The organism is Amycolatopsis sp. NPDC003861, from assembly GCF_053605405.1.
The window spans coordinates 1-13657 of sequence record NZ_JBSGJD010000255.1 but is presented as its reverse complement, the minus strand read 5'-3'; the positions used below and the strand labels follow the sequence as shown (position 1 = coordinate 13657).

Sequence of the window (13657 nt, the reverse complement as noted above, 5' to 3'; positions counted from 1 at the left end):
GACGGGTGAACTCCCGCAGCCCGCCGCGGACGGCGGACGGCACGACGGCGGCGCGCCGCCGCACCGGCGACCCGGAAACCACCAGGGCCCGGCTGCGCCGGGGCTTGGCGGCGAAGCGGGCGTCGGGTGCGGCGAAGGTGCTCGGCATGTCCACCACCCGCCGCGCGGCGGTGGTGGCGATCGTGGTGTGCGCGCTGGCGTTCACCATCGCCGTGCCCCTGCGCACGTACCTCTCCCAGCGGACCGAGGTCCGCGAACAGCAGGCCCAGCAGGCCCAGCTGCAGCAGGAAGTCGCTCAGCTCCAAGGCCGCAAGGCGGAGCTGAGCGACCCGGCGCAGATCGAGGCCGAGGCCCGCCGCCGGCTGCGGTACGTGAAGCCGGGCGAGACGCCGTACATCGTCCAGCTGCCGGAGGACAAGGCGCCGGACGCGGCCCCGCCGGCCGGGCAGCAGCAGGTCGCGGGCAGCTCCTGGTACGAGAACCTGTGGAACCAGGTCTCGGGCGGCTGAGGGGCACGCTCTAACCTGGACCGCGTGAACAGCACGCAGCAGCACCGGTTCGAGCCCGTCACCGACGCCGACCGCGAGATCATCGCGGAGCAGCTCGGACGGCCGCCGCGAGCGCTGCGCGCGATCGCCGCGCGGTGCCCGAGCGGTCACCCGTCCGTGGTGCAGACCAGTCCGCGGCTGGAGAACGGCACCCCGTTCCCGACGCTCTACTACCTCACCTGCCCGAAGCTCAACTCGATGATCGGCACCATCGAGGCGTCCGGGATCATGAAGGAGATGACCGAGCGGCTCACCACCGATCCCGAGCTCGCCGCGCAGTACCAGCGGACCCACGAGGCCTACCTCGCCGAGCGGGACGCGATCGAGCCGCTGGGGCACCAGGTCACCGCCGGGGGCATGCCGGGCCGCGTCAAGTGCCTGCACGTGCACGTCGCCCACACGCTGGCCGTCGGCCCGGGCGTGAATCCGTTCGGTGACGAGACGCTGGCCCTGCTTAAGGCCAACGGGTGGCCGATGGGGGACTGCGCCGCGTAACACTCGCGCGCTGTGAACAGATAACTGGTCTGGGTGAGCGAAAACCTCGATTCCGACTCTCGATGGGCTGAAACCTCGCCGCGCTTGCGGCAGGCTGTGTCCCGGAAGCGGCGATCGATCCGGCCGGGAGGGTTCTGAACATGCGCGTGCGGCGGCTGCCAGACGCAGTCGGCAGCTACACGCGAAGATTCGGGATCCGCCACCGCACCGCGTACCCGCTGATCACCGGCATCCTGGCCGTGGTCCCGGCGCTGGTCGCCGGCGGGGGCACCCTCGGCTGGCTCGGCGGCACCGGTGCGCACACCCGCGACGCCGCCCTCGCCCAGGGCTACGACCCCGGCAACGCCGCCCTCCAGCAGATCGCCGTCGACGGCACCCTCCCCGGCAGCGTCAGCCCGGAGCCGCTCCCGGCGTACGAGCTCCCCGACGGCCCGCTCGGCATCCCGGCCACCGCGCTCAAGGCGTACCAGAACGCCGCCGGCATCCTCGGCCGCGAGCAGCCCGCGTGTCACATCGACTGGGCGCTGATCGCGAGCATCGGCCGGATCGAGTCGAACCACGCGCGCGGCGGGTACGTCGACGCGAACGGGACCACCCGGGAGCCGATCCTCGGCCCGCAGCTCAACGGCCAGGGCAACTTCGCCGCCATCCCGGACACCGACCAGGGCCTGCTCGACACCGACCCGGTGTGGGACCGCGCGGTCGGCCCGACCCAGTTCATCCCGGGGACCTGGAAGGGCTACGCCTCCGACGGCAACGGCGACGGCAAGTCCGACCCGAACAACATCTTCGACGCGGCCCTGGCCACCGGCCGCTACCTGTGCTCCGGCGGGTTCGACCTGGCCAAGCCGGACCAGCTGCGCGGGGCGATCTACCGGTACAACAACTCCGACACGTACGTGAACACGGTGATCCTGTGGGCGGACGCCTACCGCAACGGGATCATGCAGGTGCCGGACAGCACGGTGCCGGTCGGCGCCCCGAACGCGGCGGCGCTGCCCGCGCCGCCGCCGATCCCGCCCCCGCCGGTCCCGCCGACGACTCCTTCGGCGCCACCGCCGACCACGAGCACGCCGCCGGCCACGTCGTCGTCCACGTGTGTGCCGCCGACGACGACGGTGACCACGACGACGGTCACCAGCGTCACGACCGAGCCGTCGCCGACCCCGACCGGCACCGGCGACCCGAGCCCGAGCCCGACGACGACGAAGACGCCCAGCCCCACCTGCGGTCAGACGGTCACCTCGGTCACCACGTCGACCACCCCGACGACCACGACCGTGGGGACGACGACACCCGCCGGTTAGGGTGATCGCATGCCTCGTGTTGCCGCGATCGACTGTGGGACCAACTCCATCCGCCTGCTCGTCGCCGAGCTGACGCCGCGCCACGACGGCACGGTCGACCTGCGCGACCTGCACCGCGAGATGCGGATCGTCCGGCTCGGCCAGGGGGTCGACGCCACCGGCGAGCTGGCCCCCGAGGCCCTCGAACGCACCCGGGCCGCGCTCGCCGACTACACGATCGCCGCGCGGCGCAAGGGCGTCGAGAAGGTCCGCATGGTCGCCACCTCGGCGACCCGCGACGCGAAGAACCGCGACGACTTCTTCCGGATGACCCGCGAGACCCTCGGCGTCGAGGCCGAGGTGATCAGCGGCGACGAAGAGGCGCGGCTGTCGTTCACCGGCGCGGTGGGCGAGCAGGACCCGGATGACGGCCCGTTCGTGGTGGTCGACGTCGGCGGCGGCTCGACGGAGCTGGTCCTCGGCACCTGGGACGGCCGGCGGGCCGAGGTGCTCGCGGCGAAGTCGGTCGACATCGGCTGCGTCCGCATCACCGAGCGCGCGCTCAAGAGCGACCCGCCGGCCGCGGAGGAGATCGCCGCCGCCCGCGACCTGGCCGGGAAGGTGCTGACGGACGCGTTCGACGTCGTCGACGTCGCCCGCGCCCGCACGTGGATCGGCGTCGCGGGCACGGTGACCACGCTGTCGGCGATCGCGCTGGGGCTCCCGGAGTACGACAGCGACCGCGTCCACCTGTCCACTTTGAGCGCGGCGGACATCGACCGCCTCGCGTCCCGGTTGCTCACCGAGGACCACGCGACCCGGGCGGCCAACCCGGTGATCCACCCGGGCCGCGTCGACGTCATCGGCGGCGGCGCGGTAGTGGTCCAGACCCTCGCCGAGCAACTCGCGGCCCGCGGCGGCCCCACCGAGCTGATCGTCAGCGAGCACGACATCCTCGACGGCATCGCCCTCTCCCTCGCCTGACCTGCTGTGATCAAGCCCGGATCTCGCGTGATCAAGCCCGTAACTCGCGTGTCTGGGCCCGTGACTCGCGTGATTGAGCCCGTAACTCGCGAGTTCCGGCTTCAATCACGCGAGATCCGGGTCTGATCACGCGAGTTACGGCTTCAATCACGCGGGTCCCGGGTTCGGCCCTTGGCTGACCGACCGTTCGGCCGCCCCAAAGGGCTTGTGGCGCAACCGAACCGTGGGTGAGCGGGTGATGACCTGCTGTCCGCGCTGGGCCGTCCGGAGTATCCGGATTCCTACGTTGGTTGTGCTCCAACCAGGTGGTCCCGACGACCGTCACACATTTGCAACACCGCAGTCCGTGATCAGCTTCACCGGCCCCGATAGCGTGCGTCTCACCTTTCGGACACACCGGATATGGAGGGGATCATGCGTCGTTCGCGCAGGCTCTGGGGACCCACGGTGGTGATGACCTCGCTGGCGCTCGCGCTCACCGCGTGCGGCGGTGGCTCGGGCAGCTCCACCGGCGCCGGCGAGACGGACCCCGACGGCACGGTCAGCGTCTACGGCACCGAACCGCAGAACGCGCTCGTTCCGACCAACATCAACGACCTCGGCGGCACCAAGGCGCTGCAGCCGATGTTCGCCACGCTGGTCGGCTTCAAGGGGGCGGACGCCAAGCCCTTCAACCTGATGGCGGACTCGATCACCACGACCGACTCCAAGGTCTACGACATCAAGATCAAGCAAGGCTGGAAGTTCCACGACGGCACCGAGGTGAAGGCGCACAACTTCATCGACGCCTGGAACTACGGCGCCTACGGGCCGAACGGCCAGCTCAACACCGACTTCTTCGCGAACATCCAGGGGTACCAGGACGTCCACCCCGAGGACGAGAACGCCAAGCCGGCCACCGACAAGATGTCCGGGCTGGTCGCGAAGGGCGACTACGAGTTCCAGGTGACGCTCAACGCGCCCTTCTCCGTTTTCGACATCAAGGTCGGCTACCAGGCCTTCGCGCCGCTGCCCGACTCCTTCTTCAAGGACCCCAAGGCCTTCGAGCAGCACCCGATCGGCAACGGCCCGCTCAAGTTCGTCTCGCGGACGCCCAACCAGGACATCAAGCTCACCCGGTTCGACGACTACAAGGGTGACGACAAGGTCAAGTTCAAGAACCTCGACATCAAGATCTACTCCAGCCAGGAGACCGCCTACCAGGACCTGCTGAGCGGGCGGCTCGACTTCATGGAGGCGCTGCCGCCGTCGGCCGTCGCGGGCGGGAAGTACAAGAACGACCTCGGCGACCGGCTGGTCACCGGCCACCTGCTCGGGATCAGCACCATCAACATCCCGTACTACGTGCCCGGTTACAACAACCTCGAGCTGCGCAAGGCCATCTCGATGGCGATCGACCGCGCGCAGATCACCAAGACCGTCATGAACGACACCTACGTGCCGGCCGACGGCTACATCTCGCAGGGCATCCCGGGCGCGCGGCCCGGCGTCTGCCAGTTCTGCAAGTTCGACCCGGCCGCCGCCAAGGAGGCCTTCCAGAAGTCGGGCTTCACCGGCAAGCTGACCATCGCGTCCAACGCGGACGGTGGCCGCAAGGAACCGCTGGTCGCGGCGTGCAACAGCATCAAGAACACCCTCGGCGTCGAGTGCGACTTCGTGCCCGCCACCGACTTCGGCCAGTGGCGCAGCATCGTGACCGGCCACAAGCTGACCGGCATGGGCCGCTCGGACTGGTCGGCGGACTACCCGTCCATCGAGGACTTCCTCAACCCGATCTTCAAGACCGGCGCGTCCTCGAACGACTCGACCTACTCCAACCCGCAGGTGGACGCGCTGCTCGCCCAGGCGGACGCCACCGCCGACAAGGACGCGGCGGTCAAGCTGTACCAGCAGGCCGAGGACCTGGTCGCGAAGGACCTGCCGACGATCCCGGTGTGGGACGAGAAGGGCGTCGCGGCGAAGTCGAAGAACCTCAAGGCGGCGGCCCTGGACTTCCGGCGGATGCCGGACTACCCGTCCATCGAGGTCCTGAAGAAGTAGCCGCGGCTCCCACCACCACGGCGTCGTGGGCGGGGGCGCAACCCCCCCCCCACACCCACCACGCCTACCGGAACACCGTCGGTGACGGCTCGTAGCCGAGCCGGTCGATCGCCACGGAGATGTCCAGGGACCGCTCCACCGCGAACTGGCTGATCACGTACCGGTTCAGCCGTCCACCCGGGAACAGGCGGGCGAACGGGGCGAGCAGGCAGGCCGGCACGTACGCCGGCCGCACCCGCACACCCGCCGAGGCCAGCAGGCCGCGCAGGGCCCAGTCGATCGGCACCGGCGCGCTGTCGGCGATGTTGAACACGCTCGGCCACGCCGGTGCGGCCGTCGCGGCGAGCAGGCAGGCACGGGCCAGACTGTCCACATTGGTCATGCTGACCAGCACCTTCCCGTTGCCCGGCACCAGCAACCGGCCGCACCGCACGTTCTCCAGCAGCCGCGGGAGCAGGGTGGTGTCCCCGGGGCCGTAGACGGCGTGCGGCCGCAGGACGACCGCGTCGCGGCCGATGGCCAGCACGAGCTGTTCGGCCGCGGCCTTGGCGGCTGCGTAGGCGTTGAGGTAGCGGTCCACCGGAGCTTCGTGCTCCTTGGCGCGCACGGTCGGCCGGAACGGGTCGTACACGCTGGCGCTGCTGACGTGGACGATGCGGCAGTCCGGGAAGGACGCCAGCACGTGGTGGGTGCCGAGCAGGTTCGTCCGCCACACCTCGTGGGCCACGCCGGTGTCGGTCGCCGAGGCCGCGCAGTGCACCACCGCGTCGACGCCCGGCGGGTCGGCGAGCTTGGCCGCCCCGATGTCCCAGGACCGGTACGCGGCCCCGCCGAGCCGGCCGGGGTCCGCCGCGGCGCGCCGGCCGAAGGCCGTCACCTGCCAGCCCGCCGCCGCGGCCGCCCGGCACACCGCACCGCCGACGAACCCGGTCGCGCCGGTCACCGCGAGCCTCACGGCCGGCTCGCGGTCATCAGCTCGCGCAGGCGGCCGCGGTCGAGCTTGCGGGACCGGCCCGAGCGGGGCAGCTCCGGCAGGACGACGATCCGGTCGGGCACGGCTTCGGCGTCGATCAGGTCCGGCAGCTGCCTGCGGAGCCGCCGGACGAGCCGGGCCGGGTCCACCGCCGGGTCGGCCACGACCGCGAGCACCACGCTCTCGTCCTCGGTCACCGGGTCGGGCGTCCCGACCATCGCCGCTTCCCGGACGCCGGCCAGCAGCGCGATCGACGGCTCGTAGAGCCCGGGGTAGATGTTGTACGAACCGCGGATGAGCATGTCCTTCTTGCGGCCGGTCAGGACGATCCGGCCAGCGTCGTCGAGGCGGGCCAGGTCGCCGGTGGCCAGCTCGGTCCGCGGCGGCGCCCCCAGGTAGCCGAGGCAGGCGTTGGGCGCGGACACGAGCAGTTCGCCGTCGGCGGCGATCCGGGCGGTCACCCCGGGCGACGGCGGGCCGAGCAGGTCTCCCGGGAGGCCCTGCTCGAGGTGGGCCAGCTTGTCCTCCGCGCGGGCGGCCGCGATCGGGATCGCTTCGGTCATCGCGTAGATCGAGAGCACCTGCCCGCCGGGGACCGCCGCCAGCGCCTGCCGCAGCACGGCGGGTGCCGCGGGAGCGGACCCCATCACCAGGTGGCGGACGTGCGCGGGCCACCGCGGGAGGACGCCGAACACCTCGGCCAGGTGCACCGGCACGCCGTAGGCGTGGGTCACCCGGCGGTCAGCGAGGTCGCGGGCGAACCGCTCGGGCGGCGCGGACGGCTTCGGCAGTGAGAGCCGGGCGCCGCCCAGCAGCGCCGGCAGGCCGGCCACGATGCCGTCGGCGTGCATCACGTCCCCGGGCGCGAACGGCAGGTGCCCGCCCAGCATGGTCACGGCCGCGGTGAGCGACCGCAGCGAATGCACGACCCCCTTCGGCTGCTCGGTGGTGCCCGAGGTGAACACGATCAACGCGGGCGCGTCGGGGTCGCGTTCCGGTGCCGCGGCCGGTGGGCGGCCGAGGAGGCTTTTCAGCGGCAGCGCGGATTTCGGGACGCCCGGCAGCCGGCGGCCGAGATGGACGTGCCGGATGCCGGGGTCGCCGATCGGCTGCCGCAGGTCCGGCACCGGCCACCCGCGGCGGCGGCAGAAGGACCGGGCCGGGCCCACGACGCTGGTCGTGTAGAACGGCGACTCCGCGATCAGCCAGCGCGGGCGGTAGGCGCGCAACCGTGCGGACACCAGCGCCGGGCCGACGGCGGTGTCGGCCGAGATGAGCACCGCACCGGCCCGCAGCGCGCCGAGGAACAGGCCGATCGCCTGAGCCGAGTTGCGGACGGCGAACAGCACCCCGTCGCCGGGCTCGAGGCCCTCGGCCCGGAGTCCGGTGCCGACTTCGACGGCGAGTCGGCGCAGTTCGCCGAACGTCGTCGTGCGGCCGTCGGGGTCGATGACCGCCACCTCGCCGGGCCGCTCCTCGGCGACGTCCAGGAACCGGGTCACGAAATCGTTCATGCGCAGCTGACCTCCAGACGCCGATAGGCGGGGAACAGCACCCCGGGTGCGGCCCGGCGGGCGGTGATCCGCAGCGGCCCCGCCGCGGCCAAGGTGCCGAGGATGGCGTGGATCTCGGCCATCGCCAGCGGGTAGCCGAGGCAGAAGTGCGGCCCCGCCCCGAACCACAGCCGTCGCAGCTCCGGCGGGTGCGCGCGGGCCAGGTCGAACCGGCCATGGGCCCGGGCGCAGTTGAGAGTCGACAAAACGACCCGGTCGCCGGCGCGGACGGCGACCCCGCCGATCCGGCCGGCGCGGACGGCGTTGCGCAGGATGATCGGCGCGGGCGTGATCAGCCGGGCCGTCTCGTGGATCGCGGCTTCCAGCGGCCCCGCATCACCCTCGCGGTAGGCCTCGGCGACCGCGGCCAGCTCGCCCTGGTCGTGGAGCAGGGCCACCATCCGGGGCAGCAGGCTGGTGATCGTCTCCGTGCCCGCGATCAGGAACGCGGACGCGAGCCCCCGCGCCTCGGCCTCGGTCAGCCCGAAGCTGCGCATCCGGCCGACCGCGGTGGTCTCGTCCCCCACGGCCCACGCGAGCGACGTGGCGGCGCCGATGTCCGCCACGATCGCCCGCGCCCGGGCGATCTGCCGGTCGTTCAGGCTGAGCTTGCCCAGCTTGACCAGGCCGATGATCGCGGTGGCCTGGCCGGTCATCCGCAGGTACGCCGCCTCGCGCTCGGCCGGGGAGCCGGTCACGGTGAACCCGACCAGCGCGCTGGTCACCGCCCCGGCGACGATCTTCGTCGTCCGGACGACGTCCACCGGACGGCCGCCGCGCAGGGCCTCGGCCGCGCGGGCCAGCGGCTCGGTGCACGCCGCGTCGATCAGCCGGCGGACGTAGGCCGGGGTGAAGAACTCGGCGAGCTTGCGCCGCATGGCCCGGTGCTCGGGGCCGTCCATGTTGACCAGCATCGACGGGCCGAAGACCGGGGTCCACAGGTCCGCCTCGGTGCCGCCGCCGCTGCGGAAGGTGTCGGTGTCGGTCAGCACCTCCCGGGCCGCCGAGGCCTCGTTCACGACGACCCCGAGGCCGGGCACCCGGACCGCGGGACCGAGCCGGCCGAGGACGCGGACCACCGGGTACACCAGCGGGTGCGCCGCCAGCTGCACCCGCAGCTCGTGCGCGCCCGCCCTCATCGGACGTCCACCGTTTCGCCGCGGTAGCCGTGGCTGGTGTACCAGGCGAAGGTGTTGCGGATGCCCCACGCCTTGATCCGCCGCTGCGACCAGTACACGACCATGTCCCGCCGCCGCCCGTAGGCACGGGTGACGCACCGGACGCGGTTCACCAGCGTGCGATCTTCGTGGTCGTCCTCGATGCACGTCCGGGGATAGCCGCCGCACCGCTCGTACAGGCGCGCGGTGATGGCCGTGTTGCCGCCCGCGCAGAGCAGGTACGGCCCGAGGTACGCCGGCCCGCGGTTGGCCCGGCGGAACCGGGCACAGTACCCGCCGAACGCCACCAGGAACGCCAGCACGGCCCGCTCGGTGCGGGGCACGGCGAAGTCGTCGGTGCGCGCCTTGAACCGGCCCCCGATCAGCTCCAGCCCGGCCGCGAAGCCCCGCAGGACGGCTTCGGTCCACTGTGGAGCGACGAGGCAGTCGGCGTCCGTCCGGGCCAGGTGCGTGGCCCCGTTCGCGATGGCCTGGCGCATGCCGGTGTCGCAGGCCGCGCCGGTGCCCTTCTGCGGCTCGCCGATCACCCGGACGTCCATCTCGGGGTGGGCGGCGGCGAAGGCGCGGACGACGTCGGCGGTGGCGTCCGTGCTCGCGTTGTCCACGACGAGCACGGTGAAGTCGCGGAAACGCTGGGCGGCGAGCGACCGCAGCGGCCCTTCGATCCACTTTTCCTCGTTGTACGCGGGAATGATCACCCAGAGGCGCGTCATGACGTCAGCTCCGCGAAGACCGTGCCGACGCTGACCCCGCCGGCCAGCCCGATGAACGCGACCTTGTCACCGGGACCGCAGCGGCCCGCTTCCCGGGCCAGGCTCAGCTGCAGCGGCAGGCTGCACGAAGCGACGTTGCCGTGGTCGGTGATCGTCACGACGAGCTTGTCCTCCGGCACCCCGCTGCACTCGAGGAACACCCGCAGGTGCGGCACGCCGACCTGGTGGACGCAGAAGAGCGCGAAGTCGTCCCGGCTCAGGCCGGTGCGGGCCAGTGCCGCGTCCAGCTGCGGCCGGATCCCCCGCACGACGGACTCCATCAGCGTGCGGCCGTCACCCCGCATGTACCCGTCGGTGGCGAGGTCGCGGGAGTTCGCGCCGCCGTGCCCCGGGATCGAGGCGACGTGCCAGGCCGACGAGTCCGCCGAGAACTCGCGGTGGAAGATGCCGGGCACCCGCGAGGCCTCCAGCAGCATCGCGGCCCCGGCGTCGGACAGGGTGTAGCCGGCGAGGGAGTCGACGAACTGCGCGCGGTCCGCGACCGGCCACCGGACCACCCGCGAGCCGGTCTCGCCGGCGCAGACCAGGACCCGGCGGTACTGCCCGCTCCGGATCAGCGCCTCCGCGACCTGCATCCCGTTGAGGAAGCTGTTGCAGGCGTTCTTGACGTCGAACACCGGGCAGGTCGCCCCGAGCTTGGCCGCCACGACGTGCGCGGTGGCCGGTTCGACGAGGTCCTGGGAGGCGGACGCGAACACGAGCAGATCCACCTCGTGCGCTCCGAGCCCGGCGCCGGACAGCAGTTTCGCGGCCGCGGCCACGGCGAGGTCGGAGGCGAGTTCACCCGGGGCGGCCCGGTGCCGGGTCCTGATCCCGCTGAGCTTGCCGATCGCGCCCGGCCGGGGGGTGAAACCGTGGCTCTCGCGGGCGATGCGCTCCTCGATCTCGCGGTCGCCGACCAGAGCCGGGGGCAGGTGGGCGGCGACGCCGCCGATCGCCACGTGCATGGCACTGTCCTTTCTAGACACCGGCGAACGCCAGCGTCACGTTGTGGCCGCCGAAGCCGAACGAGTTGCTGATCGCCGCGGTCAGCGCGACGCGGCGGGGCTCGCCGGCCACGACGTCGAGGCCGATCCGGACGTCGGGCGTCTCGAGGTTCGCCGTCGGCGGGACCAGGCCGTCCCGGACCGACAGCACGGTCGCGATCGCCTCCACCGCGCCGGAGCCGCCGAGCAGGTGCCCCAGCGCGCCCTTCGGCGCGGTGACCACCGGGCCGTCGCCGAGGACCCGCCGGATCGTGACGCTCTCGGTCAGGTCGCCCAGCGGCGTCGCCGTCGCGTGCGCGTTCACGTGGCCGACGTCCCCGGCCGCGAGGCCCGCCCGGCGCAGCGCGGTGGTCATGGCGGCGCACTGCCCGGCGCCGTCCGGGTCCGGGGCGGTGATGTGGTGGGCGTCGTTGCTCATGCCCACGCCCGCGAGCCGGCCGTACGCCCTCGCGCCGCGCGCCGCGGCGAAGTCCGCGCGCTCCAGCACGACGATGCCGGCGCCCTCCCCCAGCACGAAGCCGTCCCGGCCTGCGTCGAACGGGCGGGACGCGGCTTCCGGACTGGCGTTGCGGGTGCTCATCGAACGCGCCCGGGTGAACCCCGCCATGATCGCCGGCGTGATGCAGGCGTCCGTGCCGCCCGCCACCACCACGTCGGCCTCCCCCGCCACGATCATCCGCCACGCCCAGGCGATCGCCTCGGCCCCGGACGCGCAGGCCGACATCGGGGCGTGCACCCCGGCCCGCGCCTTCAGCGCGAGCCCGACCAGCGCGGCCGGGCCGTTGGGCATGACCATCGGGATCAGCTGCGGTGACACCGCGCGCAGCCCCCGGTCCCGCAGGGCGTCGTGCTGGGCGACCAGCGTCGTCGCGCCGCCGATGCCGGTGCCGATCACGACGCCGCAGCGCAGGGGGTCCACCGTGTCGCCGGCCAGCTCCGCGTCCCGGCACGCCTGCCGCGCGGCGATCACGGCCAGCTGTTCGGCCCGGTCCATCCGCTTGAGCTCCACGTACGCCAGTTCGCCGTCGGGTTCGGCGGCCAGCCGCGCGGCGATGCGCACCGGGAAGTCCCGCGCCCATGCGGTGTCCAGAGTGGACGTTCCGGTGCGGCCGTCGAGCAGGCCGCGCCAGGTGGCGGGCACGTCCCCGCCCAGCGGGGTGGTCGCGCCGACGCCGGTGACCACGACCTCGACGTCCGGGCTGTTCACGCCGCCGCGCGCAGGTAGGCGGCGACGTCGCCGAAGGTCTGCAAGGAGGGGAGGTTCTCCTCGGGGATGATCAGGCCGTAGCTGAGTTCGATCTCGTCGGTCAGCTCGACCATGGCCAGCGAGTCGATGTCCAGCTCGTCGCGCAGCGACAGGCCGGTCAGCGGGCGTTCGGCGGACAGCGTCACCGGGTCGGTGCCGGACACCTTCGCGATCAGCTGGGCCAGGGTGCGCTCGATGTCGTCGGAAGGGCTCATCGCTTACCTCTCACGGTGGTTTCGGGGCTACGGCGAGAGGCTGGCAACGGCCGCTGACCGACAGCTGACGGCCGGCCCCGGATCCGGCCCGGCTGTGCGCCGTGCACAAGCAGTGCGCGGCAGCGGCCCAGCCCGCGGCGCTATGGTCGGCGGATGCCGGGGCATCCGCACGCGTCCAGGAGGGTCATCCGCGAGGTGGCCGCCGTCGTCCTCACCGAGCTGCCGTCGTTCGCCGACCGGCTGACCGAGCGGGGTGCGGTCGAGGAGAAGACGTTCTACGCGCGCGGCGACTGGGTCGCGCCCGCGGACATGCGGCAGTCGTTCATGGACAACGCCCGCAGCGCGCTGGTCCTGATGACCGAGGGGTTCGAAACGCGGGCCGGCTGGATCGCGGCGCCGCTGGCCACCGGCCGCCGCCGCGCCGAACAGGGCGTGCCCCTGGAAGCGGTGCTGCACCTGTTCCGGCTGGGCACCGAGCTGCTGTGGGAGATGCTGCTGGCCGTGGCCCGCCGCCGGTCACCGGCCGAGCTGACCGAGTTCGTCGACAGCGTGATGGTGCTGTGGCAGGCGACCGACCGCGTCTCGACGGCGATGGTCGAGGGGTACCGGTCGCGGGAGACCCAGCTGCGGACCCGGGCGAACCGGCGCCGGGAGGGGCTGGTCCGGGTGCTCGTCGAAGGCCGCGGCGCCGACCCCGCCGTCGCCGCGGACGCCGAGGCCGAGCTGGGCCTGCCCGGGCACGGCCGGTACGTCGTGGTCCTGGTCGTCGGCGACCTGGCGGCCGAGGACGTGGTGCCGGTCCCCGAGCTGGCGGCGCTGGGGATCCGCGTGGTCGTGGCGCCCTACCGGGACCGGGTGGTGTGGCTGGCCGAGCTGGGCGGGAGCACCGCCGGTCGGCTGGCCGGGCTGCTGACGCCCCACCTGCACCACCGCGCGGGCCTGTCCGGCGAGGTCGACGGCCTCGCCGAGATCGGCATCGCCTACCGGCTGGCGGAAATCGCGCTGGACACCCAGCCGCCGGAGGTGCCGGGCCTGGCCGTGCTCGACGACCGGTTGCCCGAGGCGCTGGTGGCCGCCAGCCCGCGGCTGGCCCACCGGCTGGCGGCGAAGACCCTCGGCCGCGTCCTGGACCTCGAGGACGAGGAGCGCCGGGTCCTCCTGGAGACGCTGGAAGCGTGGTTCCGGGCGGACCGCTCCCCCAGCCGCGCCGGCGAACTGCTGTACTGCCACCGGAACACGGTGCTCAACCGGCTGCGCAAGATCGAGCAGCTCACCGGCGCTTCCCTGGAGGACGACCGCCACCAGCTGTGCTGCCGCCTCGCCCTGATGGCCCCCGCGGCCCGGTCGTGAGTGGTAAGGCGGGTTAGAACCCGCCTTACC

13 protein-coding genes are annotated in these 13657 nt (G+C 72.9%); 6 read left to right on the top strand and 7 right to left on the bottom strand.

All coding sequences use genetic code 11. The features are described from left to right. Nucleotides 1-146 precede the first annotated feature (146 nt). From ACWEVN_RS39875 to ACWEVN_RS39855, 5 genes are all read left to right on the top strand, one after another. Complete coding sequence (locus ACWEVN_RS39875; protein ID WP_086845214.1) at nucleotides 147-509, top strand: FtsB family cell division protein; 363 nt, start codon at nucleotides 147-149, stop codon at nucleotides 507-509. Between the two features lie 24 nt (nucleotides 510-533). Further along, complete coding sequence (locus ACWEVN_RS39870; RefSeq protein WP_310973824.1) at nucleotides 534-1043, top strand: DUF501 domain-containing protein; 510 nt, start codon at nucleotides 534-536, stop codon at nucleotides 1041-1043. Nucleotides 1044-1183: 140 nt separating this feature from the next. Continuing rightward, entirely contained in the window at nucleotides 1184-2350 is a 1167-nt protein-coding gene (locus ACWEVN_RS39865; protein ID WP_452054736.1) for a lytic transglycosylase domain-containing protein, read from the top strand. A gap of 9 nt (nucleotides 2351-2359) precedes the next feature. After that, nucleotides 2360-3313 (top strand): Ppx/GppA phosphatase family protein, encoded by a 954-nt coding sequence (locus ACWEVN_RS39860; protein ID WP_452054735.1) that lies wholly within the window; start codon nucleotides 2360-2362, stop codon nucleotides 3311-3313. Between the two features lie 414 nt (nucleotides 3314-3727). Then, entirely contained in the window at nucleotides 3728-5353 is a 1626-nt protein-coding gene (locus tag ACWEVN_RS39855; RefSeq protein ID WP_452054734.1) for a peptide ABC transporter substrate-binding protein, read from the top strand. A gap of 64 nt (nucleotides 5354-5417) precedes the next feature. On the opposite strand, the gene ACWEVN_RS39850 is transcribed toward ACWEVN_RS39855, so the two are convergent. The 7 genes from ACWEVN_RS39850 to ACWEVN_RS39820 are packed head-to-tail and all read right to left on the bottom strand — an operon-like array spanning nucleotide 5418 to nucleotide 12277. Then, a complete protein-coding gene (locus tag ACWEVN_RS39850; protein ID WP_452054733.1) occupies nucleotides 5418-6308 on the bottom strand; it encodes an NAD-dependent epimerase/dehydratase family protein in 891 nt (296 codons plus the stop codon). Next, nucleotides 6305-7840, bottom strand: a complete 1536-nt coding sequence (locus ACWEVN_RS39845) for a class I adenylate-forming enzyme family protein (RefSeq protein ID WP_452054732.1) — start codon at nucleotides 7838-7840, stop codon at nucleotides 6305-6307. The genes ACWEVN_RS39850 and ACWEVN_RS39845 overlap by 4 nt, the downstream gene beginning before the upstream one ends. Next, nucleotides 7837-9018: a cytochrome P450 gene (locus ACWEVN_RS39840; protein ID WP_452054731.1), complete on the bottom strand. Its 1182-nt coding sequence runs from the start codon at nucleotides 9016-9018 to the stop codon at nucleotides 7837-7839. Before ACWEVN_RS39840 ends, ACWEVN_RS39845 begins: the two co-directional genes overlap by 4 nt. Next, nucleotides 9015-9770 carry a glycosyltransferase family 2 protein gene (locus ACWEVN_RS39835; protein WP_452054730.1) on the bottom strand — a complete coding sequence of 252 codons (756 nt, stop codon included), beginning with the start codon at nucleotides 9768-9770 and terminating at the stop codon, nucleotides 9015-9017. The genes ACWEVN_RS39840 and ACWEVN_RS39835 overlap by 4 nt, the downstream gene beginning before the upstream one ends. Next, nucleotides 9767-10777: a 3-oxoacyl-ACP synthase III family protein gene (locus ACWEVN_RS39830; RefSeq protein ID WP_452054729.1), complete on the bottom strand. Its 1011-nt coding sequence runs from the start codon at nucleotides 10775-10777 to the stop codon at nucleotides 9767-9769. Before ACWEVN_RS39830 ends, ACWEVN_RS39835 begins: the two co-directional genes overlap by 4 nt. Nucleotides 10778-10790: 13 nt before the next feature. Then, complete coding sequence (locus ACWEVN_RS39825; RefSeq protein WP_452054728.1) at nucleotides 10791-12023, bottom strand: beta-ketoacyl-[acyl-carrier-protein] synthase family protein; 1233 nt, start codon at nucleotides 12021-12023, stop codon at nucleotides 10791-10793. Continuing rightward, on the bottom strand, nucleotides 12020-12277 hold the full coding sequence (locus tag ACWEVN_RS39820) for a phosphopantetheine-binding protein (protein WP_449687439.1): 258 nt from the start codon (nucleotides 12275-12277) through the stop codon (nucleotides 12020-12022). Before ACWEVN_RS39820 ends, ACWEVN_RS39825 begins: the two co-directional genes overlap by 4 nt. Before the next feature lie 153 nt (nucleotides 12278-12430). Here ACWEVN_RS39820 and ACWEVN_RS39815 point away from each other — a divergent pair, with 153 nt between their 5' ends. Continuing rightward, nucleotides 12431-13627, top strand: coding sequence for a PucR family transcriptional regulator (locus tag ACWEVN_RS39815; protein ID WP_449687440.1), 1197 nt, complete (start codon nucleotides 12431-12433; stop codon nucleotides 13625-13627). Nucleotides 13628-13657 lie beyond the last annotated feature (30 nt).

Bases quoted from the DNA above. Each gene is read 5' to 3' on its own strand.
- ACWEVN_RS39875 (WP_086845214.1), top strand. From the start codon at position 147: ATGTCCACCACCCGCCGCGCGGCGGTGGTGGCGATCGTGGTGTGCGCG.
- ACWEVN_RS39865 (WP_452054736.1), top strand. From the start codon at position 1,184: ATGCGCGTGCGGCGGCTGCCAGACGCAGTCGGCAGCTACACGCGAAGA.
- ACWEVN_RS39860 (WP_452054735.1), top strand. From the start codon at position 2,360: ATGCCTCGTGTTGCCGCGATCGACTGTGGGACCAACTCCATCCGCCTG.
- ACWEVN_RS39855 (WP_452054734.1), top strand. From the start codon at position 3,728: ATGCGTCGTTCGCGCAGGCTCTGGGGACCCACGGTGGTGATGACCTCG.
- ACWEVN_RS39845 (WP_452054732.1), bottom strand. From the start codon at position 7,840: ATGAACGATTTCGTGACCCGGTTCCTGGACGTCGCCGAGGAGCGGCCC.
- ACWEVN_RS39840 (WP_452054731.1), bottom strand. From the start codon at position 9,018: ATGAGGGCGGGCGCGCACGAGCTGCGGGTGCAGCTGGCGGCGCACCCG.
- ACWEVN_RS39835 (WP_452054730.1), bottom strand. From the start codon at position 9,770: ATGACGCGCCTCTGGGTGATCATTCCCGCGTACAACGAGGAAAAGTGG.
- ACWEVN_RS39830 (WP_452054729.1), bottom strand. From the start codon at position 10,777: ATGCACGTGGCGATCGGCGGCGTCGCCGCCCACCTGCCCCCGGCTCTG.
- ACWEVN_RS39820 (WP_449687439.1), bottom strand. From the start codon at position 12,277: ATGAGCCCTTCCGACGACATCGAGCGCACCCTGGCCCAGCTGATCGCG.
- ACWEVN_RS39815 (WP_449687440.1), top strand. From the start codon at position 12,431: ATGCCGGGGCATCCGCACGCGTCCAGGAGGGTCATCCGCGAGGTGGCC.